General features: G+C 53.8%; 19 protein-coding genes and 2 pseudogenes. 11 read left to right on the forward strand and 10 right to left on the reverse strand.

Annotated elements, in window-relative coordinates:
* Nucleotides 1-75: 75 nt before the first annotated feature.
* Genes DC3_RS27885 through DC3_RS27895 form a run of 3 tightly spaced genes read right to left on the reverse strand, consistent with a single transcriptional unit; the run spans nt 76 to nt 2,658 of the window.
* Entirely contained in the window at nt 76-489 is a 414-nt protein-coding gene (locus DC3_RS27885; RefSeq protein ID WP_146891776.1) for a type II CBASS E2 protein, read from the reverse strand.
* A complete protein-coding gene (locus DC3_RS27890; protein WP_146891779.1) occupies nt 476-1,639 on the reverse strand; it encodes a nucleotidyltransferase domain-containing protein in 1,164 nt (387 codons plus the stop codon). The genes DC3_RS27885 and DC3_RS27890 overlap by 14 nt, the downstream gene beginning before the upstream one ends.
* An 11-nt stretch (nt 1,640-1,650) precedes the next feature.
* On the reverse strand, nt 1,651-2,658 hold the full coding sequence (locus tag DC3_RS27895; RefSeq protein ID WP_146891783.1) for a CBASS cGAMP-activated phospholipase: 1,008 nt from the start codon (nt 2,656-2,658) through the stop codon (nt 1,651-1,653).
* Nucleotides 2,659-2,780: 122 nt separating this feature from the next.
* On the opposite strand from DC3_RS27895, the gene DC3_RS27900 reads away from it, so the two are divergent.
* The 5 genes from DC3_RS27900 to DC3_RS27920 all read left to right on the forward strand — a co-directional run bounded on the left by DC3_RS27900 (nt 2,781) and on the right by DC3_RS27920 (nt 8,532).
* A complete protein-coding gene (locus tag DC3_RS27900; protein WP_186816317.1) occupies nt 2,781-3,155 on the forward strand; it encodes a helix-turn-helix domain-containing protein in 375 nt (124 codons plus the stop codon).
* Between the two features lie 82 nt (nt 3,156-3,237).
* A complete protein-coding gene (locus DC3_RS27905; RefSeq protein WP_186816318.1) occupies nt 3,238-4,035 on the forward strand; it encodes an ImmA/IrrE family metallo-endopeptidase in 798 nt (265 codons plus the stop codon).
* Nucleotides 4,036-4,055: 20 nt separating this feature from the next.
* On the forward strand, nt 4,056-5,264 hold the full coding sequence (locus DC3_RS27910) for a metallophosphoesterase family protein (RefSeq protein WP_146891792.1): 1,209 nt from the start codon (nt 4,056-4,058) through the stop codon (nt 5,262-5,264).
* On the forward strand, nt 5,261-7,750 hold the full coding sequence (locus DC3_RS27915; RefSeq protein ID WP_146891795.1) for an AAA family ATPase: 2,490 nt from the start codon (nt 5,261-5,263) through the stop codon (nt 7,748-7,750). Before DC3_RS27910 ends, DC3_RS27915 begins: the two co-directional genes overlap by 4 nt.
* 554 nt (nt 7,751-8,304) lie before the next feature.
* The gene (locus DC3_RS27920) at nt 8,305-8,532 is read left to right on the forward strand and encodes a hypothetical protein (RefSeq protein ID WP_146891798.1); all 228 of its coding nucleotides are present in this window, start codon (nt 8,305-8,307) and stop codon (nt 8,530-8,532) included.
* Between the two features lie 152 nt (nt 8,533-8,684).
* Here the strand turns inward: DC3_RS27920 and DC3_RS27925 are convergent, their stop codons facing one another.
* Nucleotides 8,685-9,365: a hypothetical protein gene (locus DC3_RS27925; protein WP_146891801.1), complete on the reverse strand. Its 681-nt coding sequence runs from the start codon at nt 9,363-9,365 to the stop codon at nt 8,685-8,687.
* Nucleotides 9,366-9,484: 119 nt separating this feature from the next.
* On the opposite strand from DC3_RS27925, the gene DC3_RS27930 reads away from it, so the two are divergent.
* The gene (locus DC3_RS27930) at nt 9,485-9,745 is read left to right on the forward strand and encodes a hypothetical protein (protein ID WP_146891804.1); all 261 of its coding nucleotides are present in this window, start codon (nt 9,485-9,487) and stop codon (nt 9,743-9,745) included.
* 236 nt (nt 9,746-9,981) lie between these two features.
* Here the strand turns inward: DC3_RS27930 and DC3_RS27935 are convergent, their stop codons facing one another.
* Nucleotides 9,982-10,650 (reverse strand): hypothetical protein, encoded by a 669-nt coding sequence (locus DC3_RS27935; protein ID WP_146891807.1) that lies wholly within the window; start codon nt 10,648-10,650, stop codon nt 9,982-9,984.
* Nucleotides 10,651-10,889: 239 nt separating this feature from the next.
* On the reverse strand, nt 10,890-11,108 hold the full coding sequence (locus DC3_RS27940) for a hypothetical protein (RefSeq protein WP_146891810.1): 219 nt from the start codon (nt 11,106-11,108) through the stop codon (nt 10,890-10,892).
* Between the two features lie 270 nt (nt 11,109-11,378).
* On the opposite strand from DC3_RS27940, the gene DC3_RS27945 reads away from it, so the two are divergent.
* Nucleotides 11,379-12,932 carry a PEGA domain-containing protein gene (locus DC3_RS27945; protein WP_186816320.1) on the forward strand — a complete coding sequence of 518 codons (1,554 nt, stop codon included), beginning with the start codon at nt 11,379-11,381 and terminating at the stop codon, nt 12,930-12,932.
* Between the two features lie 150 nt (nt 12,933-13,082).
* Here DC3_RS27945 and DC3_RS27950 read toward each other — a convergent pair whose 3' ends face one another.
* On the reverse strand, nt 13,083-13,418 hold the full coding sequence (locus DC3_RS27950; protein WP_186816321.1) for a MerR family transcriptional regulator: 336 nt from the start codon (nt 13,416-13,418) through the stop codon (nt 13,083-13,085).
* Between the two features lie 191 nt (nt 13,419-13,609).
* On the opposite strand from DC3_RS27950, the gene DC3_RS27955 reads away from it, so the two are divergent.
* Complete coding sequence (locus tag DC3_RS27955; protein ID WP_222594847.1) at nt 13,610-13,924, forward strand: helix-turn-helix domain-containing protein; 315 nt, start codon at nt 13,610-13,612, stop codon at nt 13,922-13,924.
* Nucleotides 13,925-14,531: 607 nt separating this feature from the next.
* Nucleotides 14,532-15,452, forward strand: a complete 921-nt coding sequence (locus DC3_RS27960; RefSeq protein WP_186816322.1) for a Fic family protein — start codon at nt 14,532-14,534, stop codon at nt 15,450-15,452.
* On the opposite strand, the gene DC3_RS27965 is transcribed toward DC3_RS27960, so the two are convergent.
* The 3 genes from DC3_RS27965 to DC3_RS27975 form a co-directional block, all read right to left on the reverse strand.
* Entirely contained in the window at nt 15,431-15,943 is a 513-nt protein-coding gene (locus DC3_RS27965) for a hypothetical protein (protein WP_146891823.1), read from the reverse strand. The genes DC3_RS27960 and DC3_RS27965 overlap by 22 nt on opposite strands.
* Nucleotides 15,940-16,305, reverse strand: a complete 366-nt coding sequence (locus DC3_RS27970) for a hypothetical protein (RefSeq protein WP_146891826.1) — start codon at nt 16,303-16,305, stop codon at nt 15,940-15,942. Before DC3_RS27970 ends, DC3_RS27965 begins: the two co-directional genes overlap by 4 nt.
* A gap of 548 nt (nt 16,306-16,853) precedes the next feature.
* The gene (locus tag DC3_RS27975; protein ID WP_146891829.1) at nt 16,854-17,255 is read right to left on the reverse strand and encodes a hypothetical protein; all 402 of its coding nucleotides are present in this window, start codon (nt 17,253-17,255) and stop codon (nt 16,854-16,856) included.
* 336 nt (nt 17,256-17,591) lie between these two features.
* On the opposite strand from DC3_RS27975, the pseudogene DC3_RS27980 reads away from it, so the two are divergent.
* Nucleotides 17,592-18,804: pseudogene (locus tag DC3_RS27980) on the forward strand (IS256 family transposase).
* A 19-nt stretch (nt 18,805-18,823) separates the two neighbouring features.
* Nucleotides 18,824-19,216: pseudogene (locus tag DC3_RS27985) on the forward strand (transposase); the annotation flags it as partial.
* Nucleotides 19,217-19,524: the final 308 nt, after the last annotated feature.

Raw genomic sequence — 19,524 nt, forward strand, 5'->3', positions numbered from 1 at the left:
AAAATGCCAGAACCTTCTACAAAGGAAGTTGCATTCAGGCGATCAAGGTTGGGTGCTCAGGCTGCCCTGAGGCCATCAGTGTCGTCCCCCGCCTTCCCAGGTGCCTGTTACCAGCCAGATTTCATAATAGAACAGCCAATCCACAGTCCAGGGAATGAGGGTGGTGGCCAGAGCCTGCTGTGGGGTCCACTCTCCAGAAGGCGGATAGAACAGGCACAGAGCCCCATTCCGATAAAGGTGAGGTGGGGGAACTCCATCCCGGTGCTGCAAGGTGGGGGAGAGGACATGCACCTCTGGAGGAGAACCCTGTTGGTGCTGCAGGAGCACCTGGTAGGTTCCTCCCATCTCAGAAGGCCTGACTTCAAAGTGGGCTTGTAAGGTGGTCCCTTTCACTTTCACCTGCATGGAAGGATGATGGCGGCGCAGCAGGATTGCCTGCACCACCAGGGGGAGGGGCTTGGGTTTGAAGGTCACCTTACTTTTTGCCATAGAAGGTGTGAGGTTTGAGAAGGATGCTGGCCGCTGATGGCGTCACAGCCAGACCAGTGAGCAAAGAGGCATGGCTGATTTGCTGAGCACGGGATTGCGAGGCGGTCCTGCCATATTGCTGAAGGGACTTTTGGACCACACTGTCTCCCAAGGCGGCTTTCAGGCTGGTGGCATACTCTTGCAGATCCCGATATGAAGACAGAAAATCCTTTTGAGCCTGTGCGTGCCACTGGTCATATCTGGTTTTGTGTGCTGGATTTTCATTCCATTTTCTGGCGAGGTTTTCTTGTGGCATGGACGGGTTTCTGACATACCAGACGTCATTGAATTGATGAATGCCTTTGTTCATGGTGTTGAGGATGTGTTCCAGGCATTCTGCAAGGTCCTGGTGTCCAATGTGGCACTGGGCGGCCAGGGTGGTGAGCAAGATGGAGGCGGGACAGGATTCCTGGTGATTCTGAAAATACAAATCCCGGTGGCGTTTCAGCAACTGGATGGTTTGCTGCAATGGGGTGCGCACCTTGTGCTCAGGAACATCATCAATGCTCAGGCTGAAGGATTTGGCCACCCGTTCTTGTAGCCACTGCAACACCTTGGCGTTTTGCAGTTTGAACCAGGCTTCGAAGCCCTGGGGGTTGCTTTCTGACCAGCCCTGGGTTTTGCGATTGGTGATCTGAACGCTGAGAAGAGGAGGGTTCTTTTGCTGGTTGGGACGCGCAGGGACAACGTCCAGATGGAAATTGCCTGCGTACTTCAGGGTCCAGCAACGGTCATTTTCCTTGAGGATTTTGCTGTAAGTGCCGTGTTCTCGCAGGCGTGCTCCCACCAGCAGACGGTAAGCCTCTGAGGTGAGGGCGACCGGCAAGAGATTGGCGATTTGGACCAGATCAATGTCGAATTCACCCCCTTCGGTGCAGGGTCGGACCACTGTGCCCAGTGCAAAGGAGCCCTGGGCAAAAATGTGAAGATCGTAGGTTTCGAGCGATGACCCTGGAGCGCCAAGCCAGTTGCCCACAGCGTGGTATTTGTCACGGGCATCTTTTTCCAGGGAAGGGGAGATGTTCAGGGATTCGGCCATCCAGAACAACAGGGCGCTGCGGCTGTGAGGGTCGTAGGGCATGAAGCGTTCATCGGGAGAAATCAGTGTCATGGAGGTTCCTTTCAGGGCAAAGGGGTGAAACTGGGTGCCTGGTGGGAGAGAAACATCTCTTTCAGGCGTGGAGTGTAGGCTTTGCTGGTTTCGCTGGCGAGGCTGAGGATGCGCCGTTCATCGATCCGGTCGAGTTCAAAAAGTTTGGGTGGTACGGTGGGGTTGATGCGCAAGATGCGTTCGCTCTGGGGTTGTTTGCCCTGGTCTCCCAGGAGGTTGTGGGCAATGAAGGTGGCCCCGTTGCTCTGGGCGTCCATCAGAATGTTGGTGATGTCCCAGGCCCACTGGCTGAGTCCACCGTGGTCCATGCGCCGGGAGCGGTTGGTGAGGGCACCGGTGGTGCCTAGGCTGAGAATTTTGATCTGGGAGACTGGGATTTCCAGGTAACTGACAGCTTCTGTCAAGCCGACCAGGATGGGGTTGTTCGCCCACAGGCCGCCATCGAGATGGCGGATGTTGTCGATCCGGGTGCTGGCCGGGAAGTAAGTGGGGGCAGCTGAGGTCGCTAGGGCAATGTCAACCATGGGGCGCTTCCAATCCCGGGTGAAGTTGGGGTGGTGGCGGGTTTTGAACGTGCAGGGCAAACAGCTGTCGTTGCTGTAACTGGGGATCACCAGGCGTTTTTGGCTGTGACCCAGAAGATGGCCCCCAAAGACTTCCATCAGGGCTTCTTCCAGGGCCTTGGGATTGAATTTCCTTTTGACCAGGTGTTTGAAGAACACCAGCCCTTTCAGGGGATTGCGGAAGATGCTGGGGCCTTTTTTAAGGTAGAAATCAACAATGTCCTGGGGAGATTTCCCGAGGCCGAGGGCCAGGGCAATGATGCCTCCGGTGCTGGTGCCGGTGATCAGGTCGAAGTGGTCGGTGATGGTGCAGCCAAGGTCATCTTCAAAGGCCTTGAGAAGGCTTGCTGTGAAAAGGCCTTTGATGCCTCCTCCATCCAGGGCGAGGATTTGAAATGGCCTTTCACCGGTGGATGGAGACTGGGTTGGAGCAGACTGAGCGGAATCTAAATCCATTTAAATAAATTGTAGCATATTTTTAGACACTATTTAGATTTTTCATGAGTGGTTTAACGATCAGGGCCTCTGGAGGAGTATCATGGAGTCCAATAGACCACGGCCACGCAGAAAGGACCCACATGACCCTCCCCACCCCAGACCCCCCAACCCTTGGAGAAGAACTGAGAAAAACGCGAAAACAACACGGCTTCACGCTCAAAGACGTGGAAAAAGAGACTGGCATCAGCAATGCCTACCTCAGCCAGCTTGAAACAGGCAAGATTGACCGGCCAGCGCCGGACAAACTCTACCAGCTTGCTCAAATGTACAGAATCAATTTCAATGACCTGATGGTGAAAGCCGGCCACATCCGCAAACGCAGCGACTTGCCTGAAGACCACCCCCAGCTGGTGGGCACAGCCCTATCTGCAGAAAAACTCACGCCGGAAGAAGAAAAAGCCCTTCTGATGTACCTCAAACATATTCTGCGCAACCCAGACCGCAATGGAGGATGATTTCTCCAGCACCCTCCAAGCGGCACATGATTACCTCCAAGAGCTTCAACTTCCAGAGGGAAAACCCACCCCGGTGGACCACTTGTTGCGCCAGGAAAAGCTGCTGGTGCAGTCTCTTGCCACCAGGGAAAGCCTGGAACAAGCACGGGACATTCTGGGATTGGACATCAATGTGCTGATTCAGGCGCTCCCCAAGATACACGGCATGTATCCTGAAGGCACCGATGTGGTGTTCGTGAACCTGAACAGCCTTCCCGAACGGCAACGGTTTGTGAAACTGCATGAATTGGCCCACAAAGTGCTTCCCTGGCAGATTTTTTCACACCTCGAAACGGATGATGTTCTGCGTGGAGAAACCAGGGAGAATTTTGAAATTGAAGCCAACATGTTTGCCGCTGAACTGCTTTTTCAGGGTGCCCGTTTCCAGAACCAGGCCCTGCTGGAGCCCCTGGACATTCGCAGCGCCCTGAAACTCGCCCAGCGGTTTGGAGCATCCGCACAGGCTTCACTGCAACGCTACGTTCACACGCATGAAGCACCTTGTGCACTGGTGGTGCTGAATGAAGAGCGCACCTCCACAGTGCGTGGCCCTGCTCACACTGTCCGGCAGGTGATCACCTCCCAGGCCTTTCCAGAGTGCACCCCATGGTGGAAGCCCGGAGACCTGCTGCCAAGTGAACACCCATTGATCCGGCACTTCAAACGGTCTGCCTTGACGGCAAACATCCCAGAGTACATCACATTCGACACCCCCAGCGGCATTTGCAGGTGCAACCTCCAGATGTTCCGCAATTCTTATAGAATGATGGTGTTTCTTGCTCCACAACGGGCACAACCCCGCCGACAGAACAGCACCCGCAGCCAGGTGCAACGGCTGTAATTCAAACCCTTTGAGGCAACGTGAACCCAATCCGCGTGATCCACCTTTCCGATTTGCACCTGGGCTTTCAAGGCCCCTCAAACCTTACGGTTCCGGATGGCCCACATGCCGGGGTTCCCCTGAGGCAACATGACCTCGAAAATGCAGTGGAGTGGTTGTGCAGCAACCTGGTACAGCAACCTGTTCCTGTGAACGTGGTTTTAATTGCAGGAGATGTCTTTGACCGCTCCAACCCCTTGCCACGAGCAGTGCATGCTGCAGGGCGACTGATTCACATTTTAACCCAACAAGAAATTGAAGTGGTGGTGGTGGACGGGAACCACGACACGCCCAGTGCCCTCTCTGCCGGGCATCCCATGGCTTACCTCGCCCTTTTTGGCGCACACATTGTTCACGGTGAAAAGGTGCAGGTGATTCACACAGACCACTGGAAGAGCCCTCACCTGCAACACCTTGCGGTGCACTGCATTCCTCGCCGGGCTTTGAAGAATCTTGATGTTGGTGAAATCCACCCCTTTCCAGACCGCTGCAATGTGCTGCTCACCCATGGACTGGTGGCCAGTCGAGAAGATGAACCTGGTGAGGATGGACGCATTCCACGCTCACTTCTCGAACAATCCTGGGATTACATTGCCTTGGGAGACTGGCATGGTCACATGCACCAGCCTGTCGCGGGAATTCCTGCCTATTATCCGGGCAGTCTGGAACGGCTGCATTTTGGAGAGGCCATGCGGCATCCAGCCCAGGAAACAGATCCTTACCAGGTGCGGGGTGGGCTGGATGTGACCCTGTTGCCTGAGAACGAAACGCAAGTCCAGTCTTTCCCTTACCCCCATGCCCGGCCCATGTATCATGCCCAGGTGGAAGCCAGTGAAATGACGGCAGAAGACCTGCATGCACGACTGGATGTGCTCACCCAGGACCTTCCAGCACAGGGCTTGCTGCAAGTGCACGTCATGGGGGCCACCCAGACCCTGAAAGCAGAACTCAATGCCCGGAACCTCAACCCCATCCGGCAGCGCATCCACCGAGTGGAACTCAAATGGCATTTGCTTCATGACACCGTTGAACAGAGTGAACAGGCGGCCCAGGCAGAAACGTTGCCAGAACAATGGCAGGCCTACCTGCAACGCCATGCTCCTGATCAAAGCTGGCTTTTACAAGCAGGCCTGGAGGTCCTGACGGAAGCCCGGACACGCCTTGCCCAGAGTGCCGAGGAACACCCGTGAGCATACTGAAATTGACCCTGGAAAATTTCAAGCGATACCGTGAAGCGACGGAAGTGGTGTTCCCCAAAGGACTCACCCTGGTCACGGGAGAGAATGGGGCCGGGAAATCCACCCTCACCCAGGCAATGTTGCAGGCCCTGTTCGGCCCTTATCCCCTCACAGATGTGCGGTCAGATGGCACAGGCAACCAGACGGTGCGGGTGGGTTTTGCCCTGGAAAGCCAGGGTGTTGTGCTGGAAGCGTCCACCCAGAACACCCAGCATCGCATTCGTGTCAACGGCAACACCATCATTGATTTTGGACCGAACAGCAAGGAAGCCGCCACAAAATACACCCGAGCTTTTCTGGGTGGGCTGGGCAGCAAGGCTTTCGAACGGGTTTACTTTGCAATGCAGGGCGAAACCCACGCCCTGGTCACCGAATCCAGAGCAGAACTCAGAAGGCTGTTTGAAGAAGTGCTGCAACTGGACGTCATCACCACCGCTGTTGAGGTGCAGGCTAAAAACCACCAGGCGCACCTCAACACCCTGATGCAGGATCTGGCAGTGGCTTGTAGTGTGGCTGACCGTGTTTCGCAGGACCCTAAACGCCAGGTGCTTCTCAGCAGGACTTCTCGTGCCCAGGCAAAGCACACCCGAGGAGAACCCCTGAGCCTCCTGTTGACCGCTTTGGGAAACGCGCAAGTGGTTCATCATGAGGTCACTATTTTGTTGCAGGAACAGGAGAACGCAGCACGCCAGCTTCTGGTTTCCCACCAACGATTGATGGAAGACCAAGAGCAACAGATTCTGATCCTCGAAAACAAAGTGGAGTCCTGGAAACAAAAAGAGAGGACCCTGCTGGAATTGCAACGCCAGCAAAACAGCGCTGAGGGCATGTTAAAAGGTGCAGGGCAGGACCTGCAGCGTCTGGAACAGGAGTTAACTGATGCAGACAGTCACCAGGAGGCCGCTCAGCAACACCAGCAGTTGCTTGCCCAGCAAGAAGACCTCAAATGGCAGTGGCAGAGCTGTCGGGAAGTGAAAGAAGCCCATGAACTGGTGGAGCAGGCCCACTTGGCCCACCTGAAGTGTCAGCAGAAACTGCAATCTTTCTTGAATCTCGAAGGGCACATCACCAGCGTGCAAGCCAACATTGATCGACTGTTGTCGGCACAACAAACGGTGGCTTTAGACCCCCATGTTGAGAACTTTGAACTTCTGCAACAAGAGAAGGTGCAGCTGGGTTTGCAATTTAAAGAACATCAACAAGCGCTCAGTGTACTGACTGCCCAACAGGATGTGATGTGTCCCACTTGCGGTCAGGCATTGCATGATCACCAGCGCCTCCTTCGAGAAGATCACCTCAGATTCTGGTTGCAGCAAGTGTATCCTCAGCAATCACAGGAGGTGATCGTGCAGCTCCAGGCCATTGAACTGGACCGGGCAAACAGGCATCAAAAGGTGACCGAAATGGGCCTTGAGGTTCAGCAATTGAGGGAAGAGCTTGCAGTCCTGAACAGCCGCATTAAAGAACGACAAGTGGTCATAGATGAAGCTGAACAGGCCCATCAGGTGTGGGAGGGTGCCAGGGCAGCATTGGGATCAGAGGTGTTTGATCCGCAGCAGGAAATTCACTTGCAAGAAAAGCTGAAGGTTGTGGAGCAGCAGATTTTGGACTTGCAGCCCCAGGTGATGCGGTTTATGAAAAGGCAGCAACTGGTCGTCTACATCGCTGAGAAGAAAGCACAGATGGCTTCATTTCAGCAGAACATGGCTGCTCTGAAAGCTGCTGAACGAGAACTGGGACACGACCCTGAAAAATTTCAGGCCAGTGTCGCCCTGGTGGCGCAACTCAAGCATGAACGCACCGATCTGGTCCGTAAGCAACAACAGAAGGAAACCACTCTGAAGGATACCCTCCGTCAGGTTCAAGATGCTCTTGGTCTTCAGCAACAACTTGAAGATACGAGTTTCCGGGTGCAGCAGAGTCTGGTGCTGTTTCAAAGGGAAGAGCAGCTGCTGGAGCACCTCAAAGGATTCCACAGCCATTTCTTTCAGGCCAATACCCATCAGGTCCTGAAGCGTGCCACAGAATTGTTGCTTCCCGTGCTGGATTCCACTCTCTCTCGCCTTGAGATGGATGACCAGGGCAACCTGAAGTACCAGGACCCAGCAGGTGTCAGCCGAAAAGTGCAGCGTTTGTCGGGTGGAGAAAAAGCCCTGGTGGGGCTGTGCTTGCGGCTGGCGTTGGCCGAACGTGCCCAGAGCATTGCGACAGAAGGTCGGGTGCGTTTTCTGGTGTTGGATGAGGTGCTCTCCAGTCTGGATGATGGGAAACGCGAGCAGGTGCAAGACATCCTGGAAGACGTGCTGCGGCGTGGAGTCTTTGAACACATCATCATGATCACCCACATTGATGATGTCAAACTCAACTGGCGTGCACATCGACTGGATGTTCAGAAAACGGGCGAAACCACCAGTAGGATGTGGTTTCAACACTTGTAAGCAGGGCTGCAGAGGACGTGAGGGATAAAATTGTGAAGTTGTTTGGTGGATACAACCTCACTGAAACAGTCGTCTTGAGTGGAACATCCACTTCTGATCTGCGAACTCACCATCACCAGGTCAGGTGGATGGCTTTATGAGGCAGTGTCTTTGTGCTAAGAAACCTGGAAAGCCTCAATTATGGTTTCCTACGATAACCTTTGTTATCGTAGGACATACGGGTTTTATGCGCTGAGAGCCTCGAGAAAGGAAAGGTTTCGGGGTCAGGATCAGAATGACCTGAGTTGAAATGGAGGGGCATTGTGGACGGTTTTAGGCCCACACTTTTTTCTCATTTTTGTTTTCTGGATTTTATGTAGGGATTAATTCATTGAATCAAAGTCTGTGCCATCAAACCCTTCAGAAGAGAGATGCAACCAAACCATGTGGCAAAGGTAACAGATGCCCCGCACCCCTAAGGGATCCTCCTCTGGTCACCCTGAGCACCCTCCCCTCATACTGCTGAAGTGTTACACTTGCAAATCCACATTTTTGGCGATACCCTCATCCTGCCAGTGCTCAGAACCCAAGGTCACCTTTTCGTGCAGGCCAGTCAGCGGGAAAGGGACATGCTGCGAGATGCACTCGAAATTCAGGAACCCGTGATCATCGAAGGGGTGCCCAGCAGGATCACCTCCATCAACCACTGGGGAGAAGAACTGGGCATTCTGTTCAAACCGCTTTGTCTTCTTGTGGAACAGACAGGCCAAAAGGGGCAGGATCCAGAGGCGGGTGCAGGCTGATGAAAGTCGGGTGTCATCAGCCTGCAGTCGGCACCTGCAACAGACTGTAGTCAGGAAGGGGCTGTTGCTTCAACAACATCAGAATTTTTCAGGGTGACAGGTGAATGCCCATCGATGATGAAAACCAAGCCATGTAATGACATATTATGTCATTACATGGCAGATCCATGAAAACTGTACCTCAGAATCTTGATCAGCAGCGGTTTGGTGTCCTTTCGGGTGGCTCTGGGGAGGTGCTCGAACACTTTGCCTTCAAGACCCCTCACCACCACCGCTCCCACTTTCACCCCGTTGCGATTGCCTCCCCCCACAATCCGGGCGTACAACCTGAACTTCCTCCCGGTGGACACCCGAACTGTCACGGGCTTTCTGGCATGGTAAACCAGCTCAGGAAAGTATTTGCCGTCTGAGACTTTCCCAGCAAGCCTCAAAGTCAAATAAGGGCAGTCCAGCTCCTGCAGTTCGTTCAGGCGGGACTCGGTGTAAGTGTCTTTTTTTCCTTCATCCACCGGCATCAGAGGCAGCGTGCCTTCCCCATGCAGCACCCGGGGTTTGTAGGCTTCCATGACCCGCACGGTGGCGTTCTCCCAGGTTTCATTGAAGAACGTGGGGAACCACCGGGTGGTGATTTGACGCTCCTCGTATTCTGCAGCCAGCTCGATGGATTCCTGCAGGTACTGGTGGAACAGCACCTCGTCTGAGACCACAGCCACAAAACGAGGGTAAGGCAACCGGAAGTCCTCAGGGTCGTGGTGATCCAGGTCATGCCGCCAAACCGCTTTTCTCCTCAGGGCTTCTTGCAAATCAAACAGGGCTTGCAGGGGATGGGCCATACATAATTATCGCATGTAATGACATATTATGTCATTACATGCGATTGCTTAGAACGGATTTTCATCGATCTGGACAGATAAAAACCTTTGCCTTATTATTCAGAAGAGGAGGTCACCCCATGGTCAAGGTCCGGGTTCACGGCACCCCCGCGCAGGTGGAAAGGTACATGGAGGCGATGCGGCTGATGCATGAAGCGGTGATGCAACTGCACGCAGGCATCCCTCTGGAAGAGGTCATCAATGTGCTGGCTGACATCAAACACCCGTACCTGATTGTCTCGGAATCCGGGGACTACAAAGACCAGCAGTCGGGCCGAAACCCGCGCTTCAGCTCACAGGTGCGCAGGTACCTGGAAGTGGAAGAAGGACCGAAGGTTTGACCTTTTGTAGGCCTGCGTCTGGAAGATGCTATCGGAACAACAATGAGATTTGTGACTGGACCACACCCATCTCCAACTTTCTTGAGGAAAAGGTTCAGCTGGAATAACGACAGGAAGTCTTGGAAGCACTGGACCCAGACCGATCATTGAAATGGGAAGGACTTCTCCTCTGCCGGAGTCAGGCACACGCAGCCCGGAGGACACCCCAGTTCACCCTTCAACCCCCTGGAAGTGGGTCAGTTGTTGTAGAAACTGGTGAATTGCCCAGGGTTGTAATGCACACTGGTGGTCAGCAGGCCTTTCTTGCCCATGCTTTCCTGGTAGTACACCATGTTGAATCCTTTTTTAAGGTTCACACTGAAGGTGAAACCATTGGGGAATGCTGGGTAGGTGTTCACGATTTTGACGTAGGTGATGTCCTGGGTGGCATACACCACCTCGTTGTACTTGATGGTGCCTGCTTTTCGGTGCACTTCACCTTGCACGAGGTTCAGGTGCGCAACGTTGGTGTCGTACTGCAAAATGTGCACTGGAATGTCTTCCGGGCTGCCATAGTAGGCTTTGAAGCCGTATGCCTGGTTGGTGTCAGCGTTGATTTTGTTGGCCAGGATGGTGAGGGTGAAGGTACCGTCGGTGTTCACTTTGGTTTTGTCTGCAAAATCCCCAAGTGGAGCCATGTACCAGTACTGACGGACTTCAATACCATTCTGGTGGTACTGGGGGTCAATTTTGCTTTTGAGGGTGATGTTGTCCAGGCCCAGGAAGTTCTCTTTGGGGTTTTGCACATCAATCACCGGGAATTCTTCGATGGGTGCAGGATTGGGGGTGCTTCGACCCGTGGTTTGACAACAGGTCAGCAACAAGGGAAACAGCAGCATGGAAGCTGTGATTTGAGTGGTGTTCATGGCATAGACCTCATTCATTCGTGAAATGAGAAGACCCTCCCAGTGGGTCATTGATTGGACAGAGAGCAGCGATGGAAACAAAAACACTGAGGTTGCTGTGGTAGACGCTGTTCTGCTGACCATGGCTGGTGTTGCTGGTCATCTGTCCAGACTTCAGTGTCAAGCTCCAGAACAGCTTCTGTGTCAAACCGCTCCTGTTTGCTGTTGATTGTATGGACCCAGCCTTTCGCATGGAGAGGTCATTTCAGGAAACTCACGGCAGCCCGGATGCGCTTGTGGACTTCTGCTCGCTCTTCAGGGGACATCGGTTCAAAATCGGGATTCTCCCGGGGCAAGGCTGACAACCTGGCCAGTTCAGCGTGCAAATCAAAAGGAGCGGGTGCCCTCAGGCGCACATTTGGGTTTGCTGGAAGCGGGTGCAGGTGCGGGAGGAGGGCCAGGGATTTGTGTCTGGTCATCAGGTCACCTCTTTGATGCCGGGTGTTTCAGGATTTGGGGTCAGGGTGCACCTTTGTGGACCTTATGGGTGGTCTGGTCTTCTTGGGTTTTGTGGGAGTTCAGAGTCTTCTGAAGGACGCAGGGTCATGAGGCCATTCAAGGTGTTTTGGTGCTGGGCAGGGAAAATGGAGTGTCCTGATTCGTTGTGTCCTCCGAGTCATCCGTATAATAATACGAAATTAAATGTCGTATTATTAATGAAGTGTGAACGATTCACAAAGGAGAAATGCATGCGAACTGTTTCAAAATTGCTGGCCCTCACCCTCATTTCGACCGTTGCCCACGCCCAGACCCCACCCCTCAGCACCCAGGTGACCTTCCCCAGCGACTTCATCCAGACGCTCACCTTCAGTCCGGATGGGCGCACCCTTGCCCTGGGGGGCAAGTCGGCTTACCTGTGGGATTTGCAGGACAAACCCAGCCCAGTTCTCAACCTGAACAGTTCCGTGGGTCACGTGGGTTTTCAACCCGATGGCCGTGCTTTGCTGGTGTTGCAGAAAACAGGTGAACTTCACCGTTTGGATCTGGACACCAGCAAGGACTTGCTGCTCAACACCTGCTGCAGCACCAAAGGGGCACAATACACCCCGGACAACCGCTACCTGCTCAGCTTCTATGATAGGGCTGCTCACCTCACGGACCGGAAGACCCAGCAGGACACCGTCCTCGCCCAGAAAAGCCATTCCACCACTGCGGTGTGGGCGGTCAGTCCGGATGGCGGGCACATTGCCTACCTGAATTCGGAGGGCAAGGTGTGGTTGCAGCCCTTGCTGGACGGTTCAAAGGGACAGCTTTTCACCCAGATCCCAGCAGATGTGAGCTCTCTGACATTCAGTCCGGATGGTTTGCACCTCAGTGTGGGAACGGTGAAGGGCACCTGGGACATTCCCCTCTCCACCCTGCAACCCAGACTGGTGCACCCTGCCCTGGCGGTGAAACTTGCGTACCACCCGTCCGGGAAGGTGCTGGCGGTGATGAACACCTGGCGGGTTCACTTCCTGGACACCAGCACAGACAAAGAACTGGGAGCGCTCGGCATTTTCGACTCTGCCCTCAACAACCTGGCATTCTCCCCAGATGGTCGCTGGCTGGCCCTCGCTCCTGCCAGTCATGAGCTGAACATCTATGACACCTCCAGCTGGGGTGTGTGGGACAGCCGTTTCATGCCAGATCTGAATGTGAAGGATGCCAGCGTGTTTGTGAACGGCACGTACCGCCCTGCTGAGGCAGATGGCGGTTACCCGGTGTTCTCAGACGTTCCTGTGAACCTGCGTTTCACCAGTGCCAACATGCAGGACTTCACTGGCACCTTCACCTTCAAAGCAGGCCAGAGCCGGGTTCTGAGTGCGGACCTCAAACCCCTCAAAGGCAGCCTGATGATCACCACCGTTCCCAGAGGTGCACTGGTGTCGATCAATGGAGAAGAAAAAGGCAAGAGCCCCCTCAAATCCAGTGTGAATGCCGGTGAGGTGGAGTACACCGTGACCCTCGAGGATCACCTTCCAGTGACTGCAAAAGTGCAGGTGAATGGGAATGCCACCACAGAGCTGAATGTGAAACTCACCGAGTTGCCTGGACTCAAAATCACCAGCAAACCCAGAGGGGCGCAGGTGTACATCGGGGAAGCTCTGGTGTGTGAGGCCACGCCTTGTGTCGTCAGGAACCTCACCCCGGGGCGGGAGGACGTCACCTTGAAACTCGAAGGCTACCAGGACTGGCACGGGAAACCTGTGGTGCCGGAAGTCGGAAAAGGTGAATTGAGTGTGGATTTGAAGAGGCAATAAAAGGTCATTTTTGTGCATCTGGTTCACTCTGGACCAGGTGCTTTTTCATTGGGTGGGCGTAGAAAATCACAGAAAATGACTGAGGCAGGTGGATCTTGGCTTTCCAAGGCAGATCGGGGTGGCGATTTCCCCCGATGCTTGGAGGGCTTGTTAGGGTTGGGTTCTTTCGAGCTGCTCGATCAGAGAAGCGACTTTGCGCTGTGCAGCACGGATGTCTTTGATGCCCCTGTAGAGCCTTAGATCCTGTTGTTTGAGCAAGGTCAGTTTGTCTGTGGTGCTGGCTTGGAGGTACTTTTTGATGTCCTGCAACTTGAATCTGGCGGCTTTGAGTTCCTTGATGGTGTACAAAACCACCAGCGATTCAGGAGGGTAATGCTGTTGGATGGGGTCCCCGATCCTTTCAACGTTGAGCAATTTGAGTTTGGTGAAGTGCCGGATGGCATGCCGGGTGAAGCCTGAGGCTTCAACGAGGTCTTTGACTCTCAAGGTGTTCCTTTCTGTGTCTGTGGTTCTTGTGGAGAATATTGTCCAGTGCTGCTAATCATGGGATGGAGGGTTCTTCAGGGAAGATCGTCTGGCACGTTCATCAGTCCTCCTTTCTCGAGCCGCAGGTATTGTAGCATAATGCATCCTTTAAGGACGTTTTTGTTTTCTGCATCCTGTTGAATGATGCATGGGTGTTTGATGAACTCTTCTTGACGGTGCTTCACCAGCGGATCCGTGAAGCACGGAGGGCCACATCTCTCACCCAGCAACAAGTGGCAGACGAACTGCATCTGACCTTGCGCCACTATCAACGCCTGGAACGCTCCTCAGCCAAACGCATCACCGATCCTTCCATCGGGCTGTTGTATCGCCTGGCCAGAATTCTGAAGGTGGAGCTTTGCCACCTGGTTCGGGAACCCACACAGTTGGAACTCCAGAACATCGAAAAAAACTTCAATAAACCAGGCCGACCCCACAAAAGAAAAAAAACAAGTGTTCAAACTTGAAAAACTTGTTTTGCGTGTAAAGGCGCAAACTACCCTGAGGGATGCGGATCCGATCGCCCAGAGCCTTTAAGGGTTTAAACCTCTGTTCATGCAACAGGACCAGTACGTCCCAACTTGATCCCTTTGACAGGGGTCAGATTCCTCACCCTCTGATGCCATACCGTCAAATCTTCTGGATCAGCAACTTGCAAGCCAACCCCCAGAACTGCAAGCCGGGAATCCGATGAGACCCCTGCAGGCATTCACCAAAGTCCAGTGGCCGAAAAAGGTTAGACTGTTTACCAGACGATACCCCCACAAAGTAACCCCTGAGTTGCAAGTCTCAAAAAGCCCATCACACTTGAAACGACCATGGGTATCCTGCTGGTGTTTTGAGCGCTGGAACTGCCTTGAACATGCAGCCTTCATAACGCCATCCTTCGACCTTCAACCCAAATCCCAGACAGCATCGGAAACAGCGCTGCTGGAAATCGGTGCTGGTTCACTGATCTGCAGGCTTCAGACATCTCAACTTCTGCACCTCGGACAGCTTGATGGGGTGTGGGAGCACCTGCAAAATTGGAGCCTTTACGTTCCACGGGCCACATCCCAGGCTTTTCAGGAGCACATGTTGGAAGTGGAACTTCTTCACTCCTACCGTCTGGAAGGTGAACTTCCCAGAGGACATGAGATCCCCAGTTTGATCGCTGACCTGCTTCAAGCTGAACGTGGGTGGGACATTCAAAAGGCCCTGGTGGGGTGGCATCACCGAATCCTGCCGGGATTGGGATGGGAGTCAGCCTTCCGAACCACCCAGAATTACGTGGGGGAAACCCTGGCTTCTGGGGAGGAAGTGGTGCACTTTGTCTGCCCGAAACCGGACGATGTGCGCCCGCTGATGCGAGGCTGGTTTGAGCTTCACCACCACCTACGTGAACAGCACCTCCACCCTGTTATGGCTGCTGGGGTTCTGGGGTTCAGCCTGGTGTTCATTCATCCTTTCCTGGATGGTAATGGTCGATTGCACCGGCTCATGATGTTACACCACTTGATGCACAGTCTGCAGCCCTCGGTGCCCCTTCCGATCTCCAGGGTGATCCTCAGATGGAAAGACCTGTACCAGCAGGTGCTGGATCAACATTCCAGAGAGGTCATGGACCACACCCCGTTCCGGTTTTCCGCGACAGGTCACCTTGAGGTGCTGGGGGACACACTTCACCTGCACCAGGACATGGACCTCACGGTGCAGGTGGCCTTTTTCATGGAGGTGGTCGAGGAGGCCATCAAGGTGGACCTGCCAGAATTATGGGCGGAGTTCGTTCCCATCTATGAGCTCACCTTGCTGCTTGGGGAGGTGCTCACCTGGCCACAACGCAGGCTCAGAATGCTGGCCAGCATGCTCATCCAGGGAGGAGGAAAACTCTCCAAAACCCGAAAGAAGCGCTTCTGGGAGCTGAACAATCAACAACTCCAGGAGGTGGAAAACCGGGCCAGAGCGGTTCTGGCCCGCCTCCCAACTCAGCCTGATCAGGGTGAAATTTCAGGATGAAGGGCATTGAATTGCTGGGACAGTTGCTCAGTCTCTTCGTCCAGATATTGTTGCTGTCGCCTTTTTTCACTGCGCATGGTTTCGAGCAAGTTCCTGGTCACAGTGCACCGATGAAGAGCCAGCCGGTGTACTGTGTCTGGCAGGGTTTCTCCATGGGCCGAGCACACCAGGTACACTTTGCCGATCCAGGGGTCCTGCTGGAGGTTCAACCACTCTTGCCGAGGCAAATCCCCAGGTTGCCCATTCAGCCCTCTCGCCAGTTGGATGCGTTCCACAATGTGTTTGCAGTGCTCCAGATGTTCTTGCCAGTCCTCTGCGAATTTCTTGTACTCGGTTTCACTGATGTCCGATCCGGACTGCAGGGCAACCACCAGACCTGGGAAGCAAAATGCATTGAGGCCAGCGGTGGTGCCAGGTGGATGAAAAGTTCTGGCGGCATGACGGGACAGGTGGTCCAGACGGTCGAGTTTCCTTTGAAATTCTGGGGTCATTCAATGCCGCCCACATGGGTGATGTCACCACTGTGGTCAATCTCCAACCAGTGCTGGCAGGGAGAGAGCCATTCCTTCCGAAAACGGTGTTCATAAGGCAGGTAACAAAGCAGCAGGTGGCAATGCCAGGTGAGGGCCAGAAAGCGCCGCACCATGTCTTTTTCCATGTCCGAAGGCATGTCCCCAAGGATGGAGGTGACCAGGTAGACACCCCTGGCATTCCTTGCCACCCATAGAGGAATGACGTCCACATTCGTCTTTTGATCGACCTCCTGGTACACTTTGTGGACCAGTGCAAGGTACTTTTCTTCACTGATGTCGGTGGGCAGTTGGACACGCACAGCGTGGTAGAGGAGTTTCATCAGATCTTTTGTGGTGGCAGGCATTGGGGTTCACTTTCTGTTGAGGGGACGACGAAGGGAAACGGCTTAGCACTGCCTGTAGTCACAGTTAAGTGCCGTGCACCAGGGCCGGCAGGACCGCACAAACTTTCATTCTGACTCTGGAACCTTGGTTTTTTCCTGCAAAAGCTCAATCGGAGTGTGGTGGTTGAGCAATCCTCTAGGGGCCTGAAGGTACCACTGGGTGAGTTGGTGGTACCCAAACAGGACCTGCAGCAGGGCAAGATGCGCAACGCCAACCTGCGGTTGTATCGGGCCTTAGGACAGAACACCACTGCCTCATCAAAGGCTGGGAGACAGTCCATCTTCTGCTCAACACGCACTGGGATGCCATGCACCATGAGAGCCTGGTATTCTTGCCACCAGGACTGGAAGGTTATACCGTCGCGGTTCATGGTGCGATCCCCTGATTGAGGTTGAGAATGTGATGGTCCCAAGCTGAAAAAGCCGATCAGGGGATGCCAGTGAGATCTGTCTGTGTGTATGGCTTTCGAACCAGGCATGGAGGATCAGATGAAACATGGGCCCCTCTCCCCAATGTAAGTGATTTTTCCGTTGCAATCCACTTCTATCCTTTTCTGACACGCGAAAAGGAGGTGTTTTTGGTCTGCCTGGTCAAAAGGCAGGAAGCAAAGAAGCAGGTGCATGTGCCACCGGAGCCCAAGGTATTTGGAGGTCAGGTCCCAGGTCATTTCGGGAGGCAGGTCTTGCAGAACCGGAATCACTTGCATGTCCAGATCGTTTTCCCAACAGATCCACAGGGAGACAACATCCAGCATGGCTGTCTTCAGGACCATGTGGTGGGTGTGGTGAACGAGGTGGATGTATTCCATTTCAGTGAGTCCATCGGGGAGGTCGACGCGCACGGAATAGCCGTTTAGTTGCACAAGTTCTTTATTCAAAGAGGTCATCTCATTGCTCGTTTCTGGCTGCTGCCTTGCTTGACAGAGTGTTCTTGAAGAGCACTTCTTGCTGGGCACTCTGAGGGCAGGTGCCTGACTTTGGAGTGTAGGTTGTGTTATAGCACGCGTTTCAAGCATTGCGCGTTCTCAGGAGGCTGTTGATCTGAATTTGGTTTTGCTTCAGGCCCACCACGGCACGAGGTGTTTTTCCTTTTGAGGGGGGGGCCTGAGGAGATGAGCCCCTTTATAGGGAAGGCAATGATTCGTGAAAATGCATTTCAGCTTGAACAACCCAAGTGTCCGAGCCTGTACGGATTTGTGTTTGACGGAAAATAGGAGTCAAACATGCCACGCAAACCCAAGACCAGCCCCACCGATGACCTGATTGAGCAGCTCCTGCAGTAATATTCCACCCCAGAGCAAGTCCTGGGTGAAGGTGGCTTGCTGAAACAGCTGTCCAAACGGGTGCTGGAACGCGCATTGAATGCTGGCTCACACACCACCTCCAGCAGGAATCACCCCGTGCTGAAGGAATCAAAAACACGCGGAACTGCAAAAGCAAGAAAACCCTGTTCTCAGAATACAGTGCAATTCCTCTGGACATCTCCAGAGACTGTTAGGGAAGCTTTGAACCGGTAATCGGCCTCAAGCACATTCAAAGGCAGCCTGAGTTGGACGAAAGGATCATCAGCCACAATGCCAGAGGAATCAGCACCAGAGACATCCAGTCGCAGCTCAAAGACCTGTGCAGGTTGACATTCCAGCAAGCATGATCAGTGAGGTCACGAACGAGGTGAGTGCTGAACGGAAAGCCCGGCAGAGCCGGTCTCTGGAGTCGATCTACGCCGTGGTTTACCTCATGAAAATACGTGTTGACCATCAGGTGGTCACCAGGCCGGTGTAATTGGCCATCAGGGTCAATCTAGACGGAGAAAAGGATGTGCTGGGCATGTGGTCAGTAGAAAGTGAAGGAAGCAAGTTCTGGCTATCGGTAATAACGGAGCTGCAGAACCGCGGTGTGGAGGACATCCTGATCGCCTGTGTCGATGGCCCCAAAGGCTTTCATGAAGCCATCGAGGCGGTCTTTCCCCAGACGGAAGTACAGCTTTGTGTGATTCATCTGGTACGGTACTGCTTTAATTTTGTCTCCTGGAAAGAAAGAAAGCAGGTTGCCGCTGCTCTGAAGGCCATTTACACTGCCCCCACTGAGTCTGCTGGTAAACTCGCGCTGGACGAATTCAAAGTTAACTTTGGCCAGCAGTATCCAGCGATTGTGGCCAGCTGGGAGCGCAACTGGCAGCGGGTCGTCCCGATGTTTGGCTATCCTCCAGCCCTGCGGCGGGTGATTTACACCACCAATGCCATAGAATCGCTGAATTTCTCCCTCAGGAAGGTTACCAAAACCAAAGGTGCTTTTCCGAGTGAGGAGGCGGCCATGAAGCTGCTGTACCTGGGGATCTTGAAGCAGACCGAGAAGTGGGGGATCATTTACCTGGAGTGGCGTCAGACCCTTAATGTGCTGATGATCAAATTCGAAGGTCGCATTCCACAACGATGAGCCCGCTCACCTCAATACACAAAAATCCAGACACCCCCCCTGGAAGGAGAGGAAACAGGTGGCTGCTGCTCTGAAAGCCATTTACACCGCCCCCACAGAATCTACCAGGAAACTCTCACTGAACGAATTCAACGCTGGCTCTGGCCAGCAGTATCCAGCAATTGTGGCCAGTTCGGAGCGCAACTGGCAGAAGGTGATCCTCATGTTCAGCTACCCGCCAGCCATCCGGCGGGCCATTCACACCACCAATGCCATAGAATCGCTCAATTTCTCGCTCAGGAAGTTCACCAAGACCAAAGGAGCGTTCCCCAGTAAACAGGCTGCAATGAACCGGTTGAACCTGAAAATCTTGAACCAGTGCCAGAGAGGTGCAACATTTATCGGGAGTGGCATCCAACCCTCAATGTGCTGATGATCAAGAGCGTTGGCCTCATTCCACAGCAATAGGCCCGCTCACCTGAACAAACAAAAATCCAGACACCCCCGGTTGTTTCGTCATCGTCGCCTGAAATTGGACTACAAGTGCTACAAACGAACAAAACAACATTCACCGCAACCCTACAAAATAAAACACTTCACACATCAATCTTTCGAAAAACAGTGATTTCCTCAATCCCTCGGACCCCCCTTGACCCATGTGACCCTAGTGACCCCCTTGACCCTAGTGACCCCCCTTGACCCTAGGACCCCCCTGACCCTTGTCACCCCCCTGACCCTTGT

Source organism: Deinococcus cellulosilyticus NBRC 106333 = KACC 11606, assembly GCF_007990775.1.
GTDB lineage: Bacteria > Deinococcota > Deinococci > Deinococcales > Deinococcaceae > Deinococcus_C > Deinococcus_C cellulosilyticus.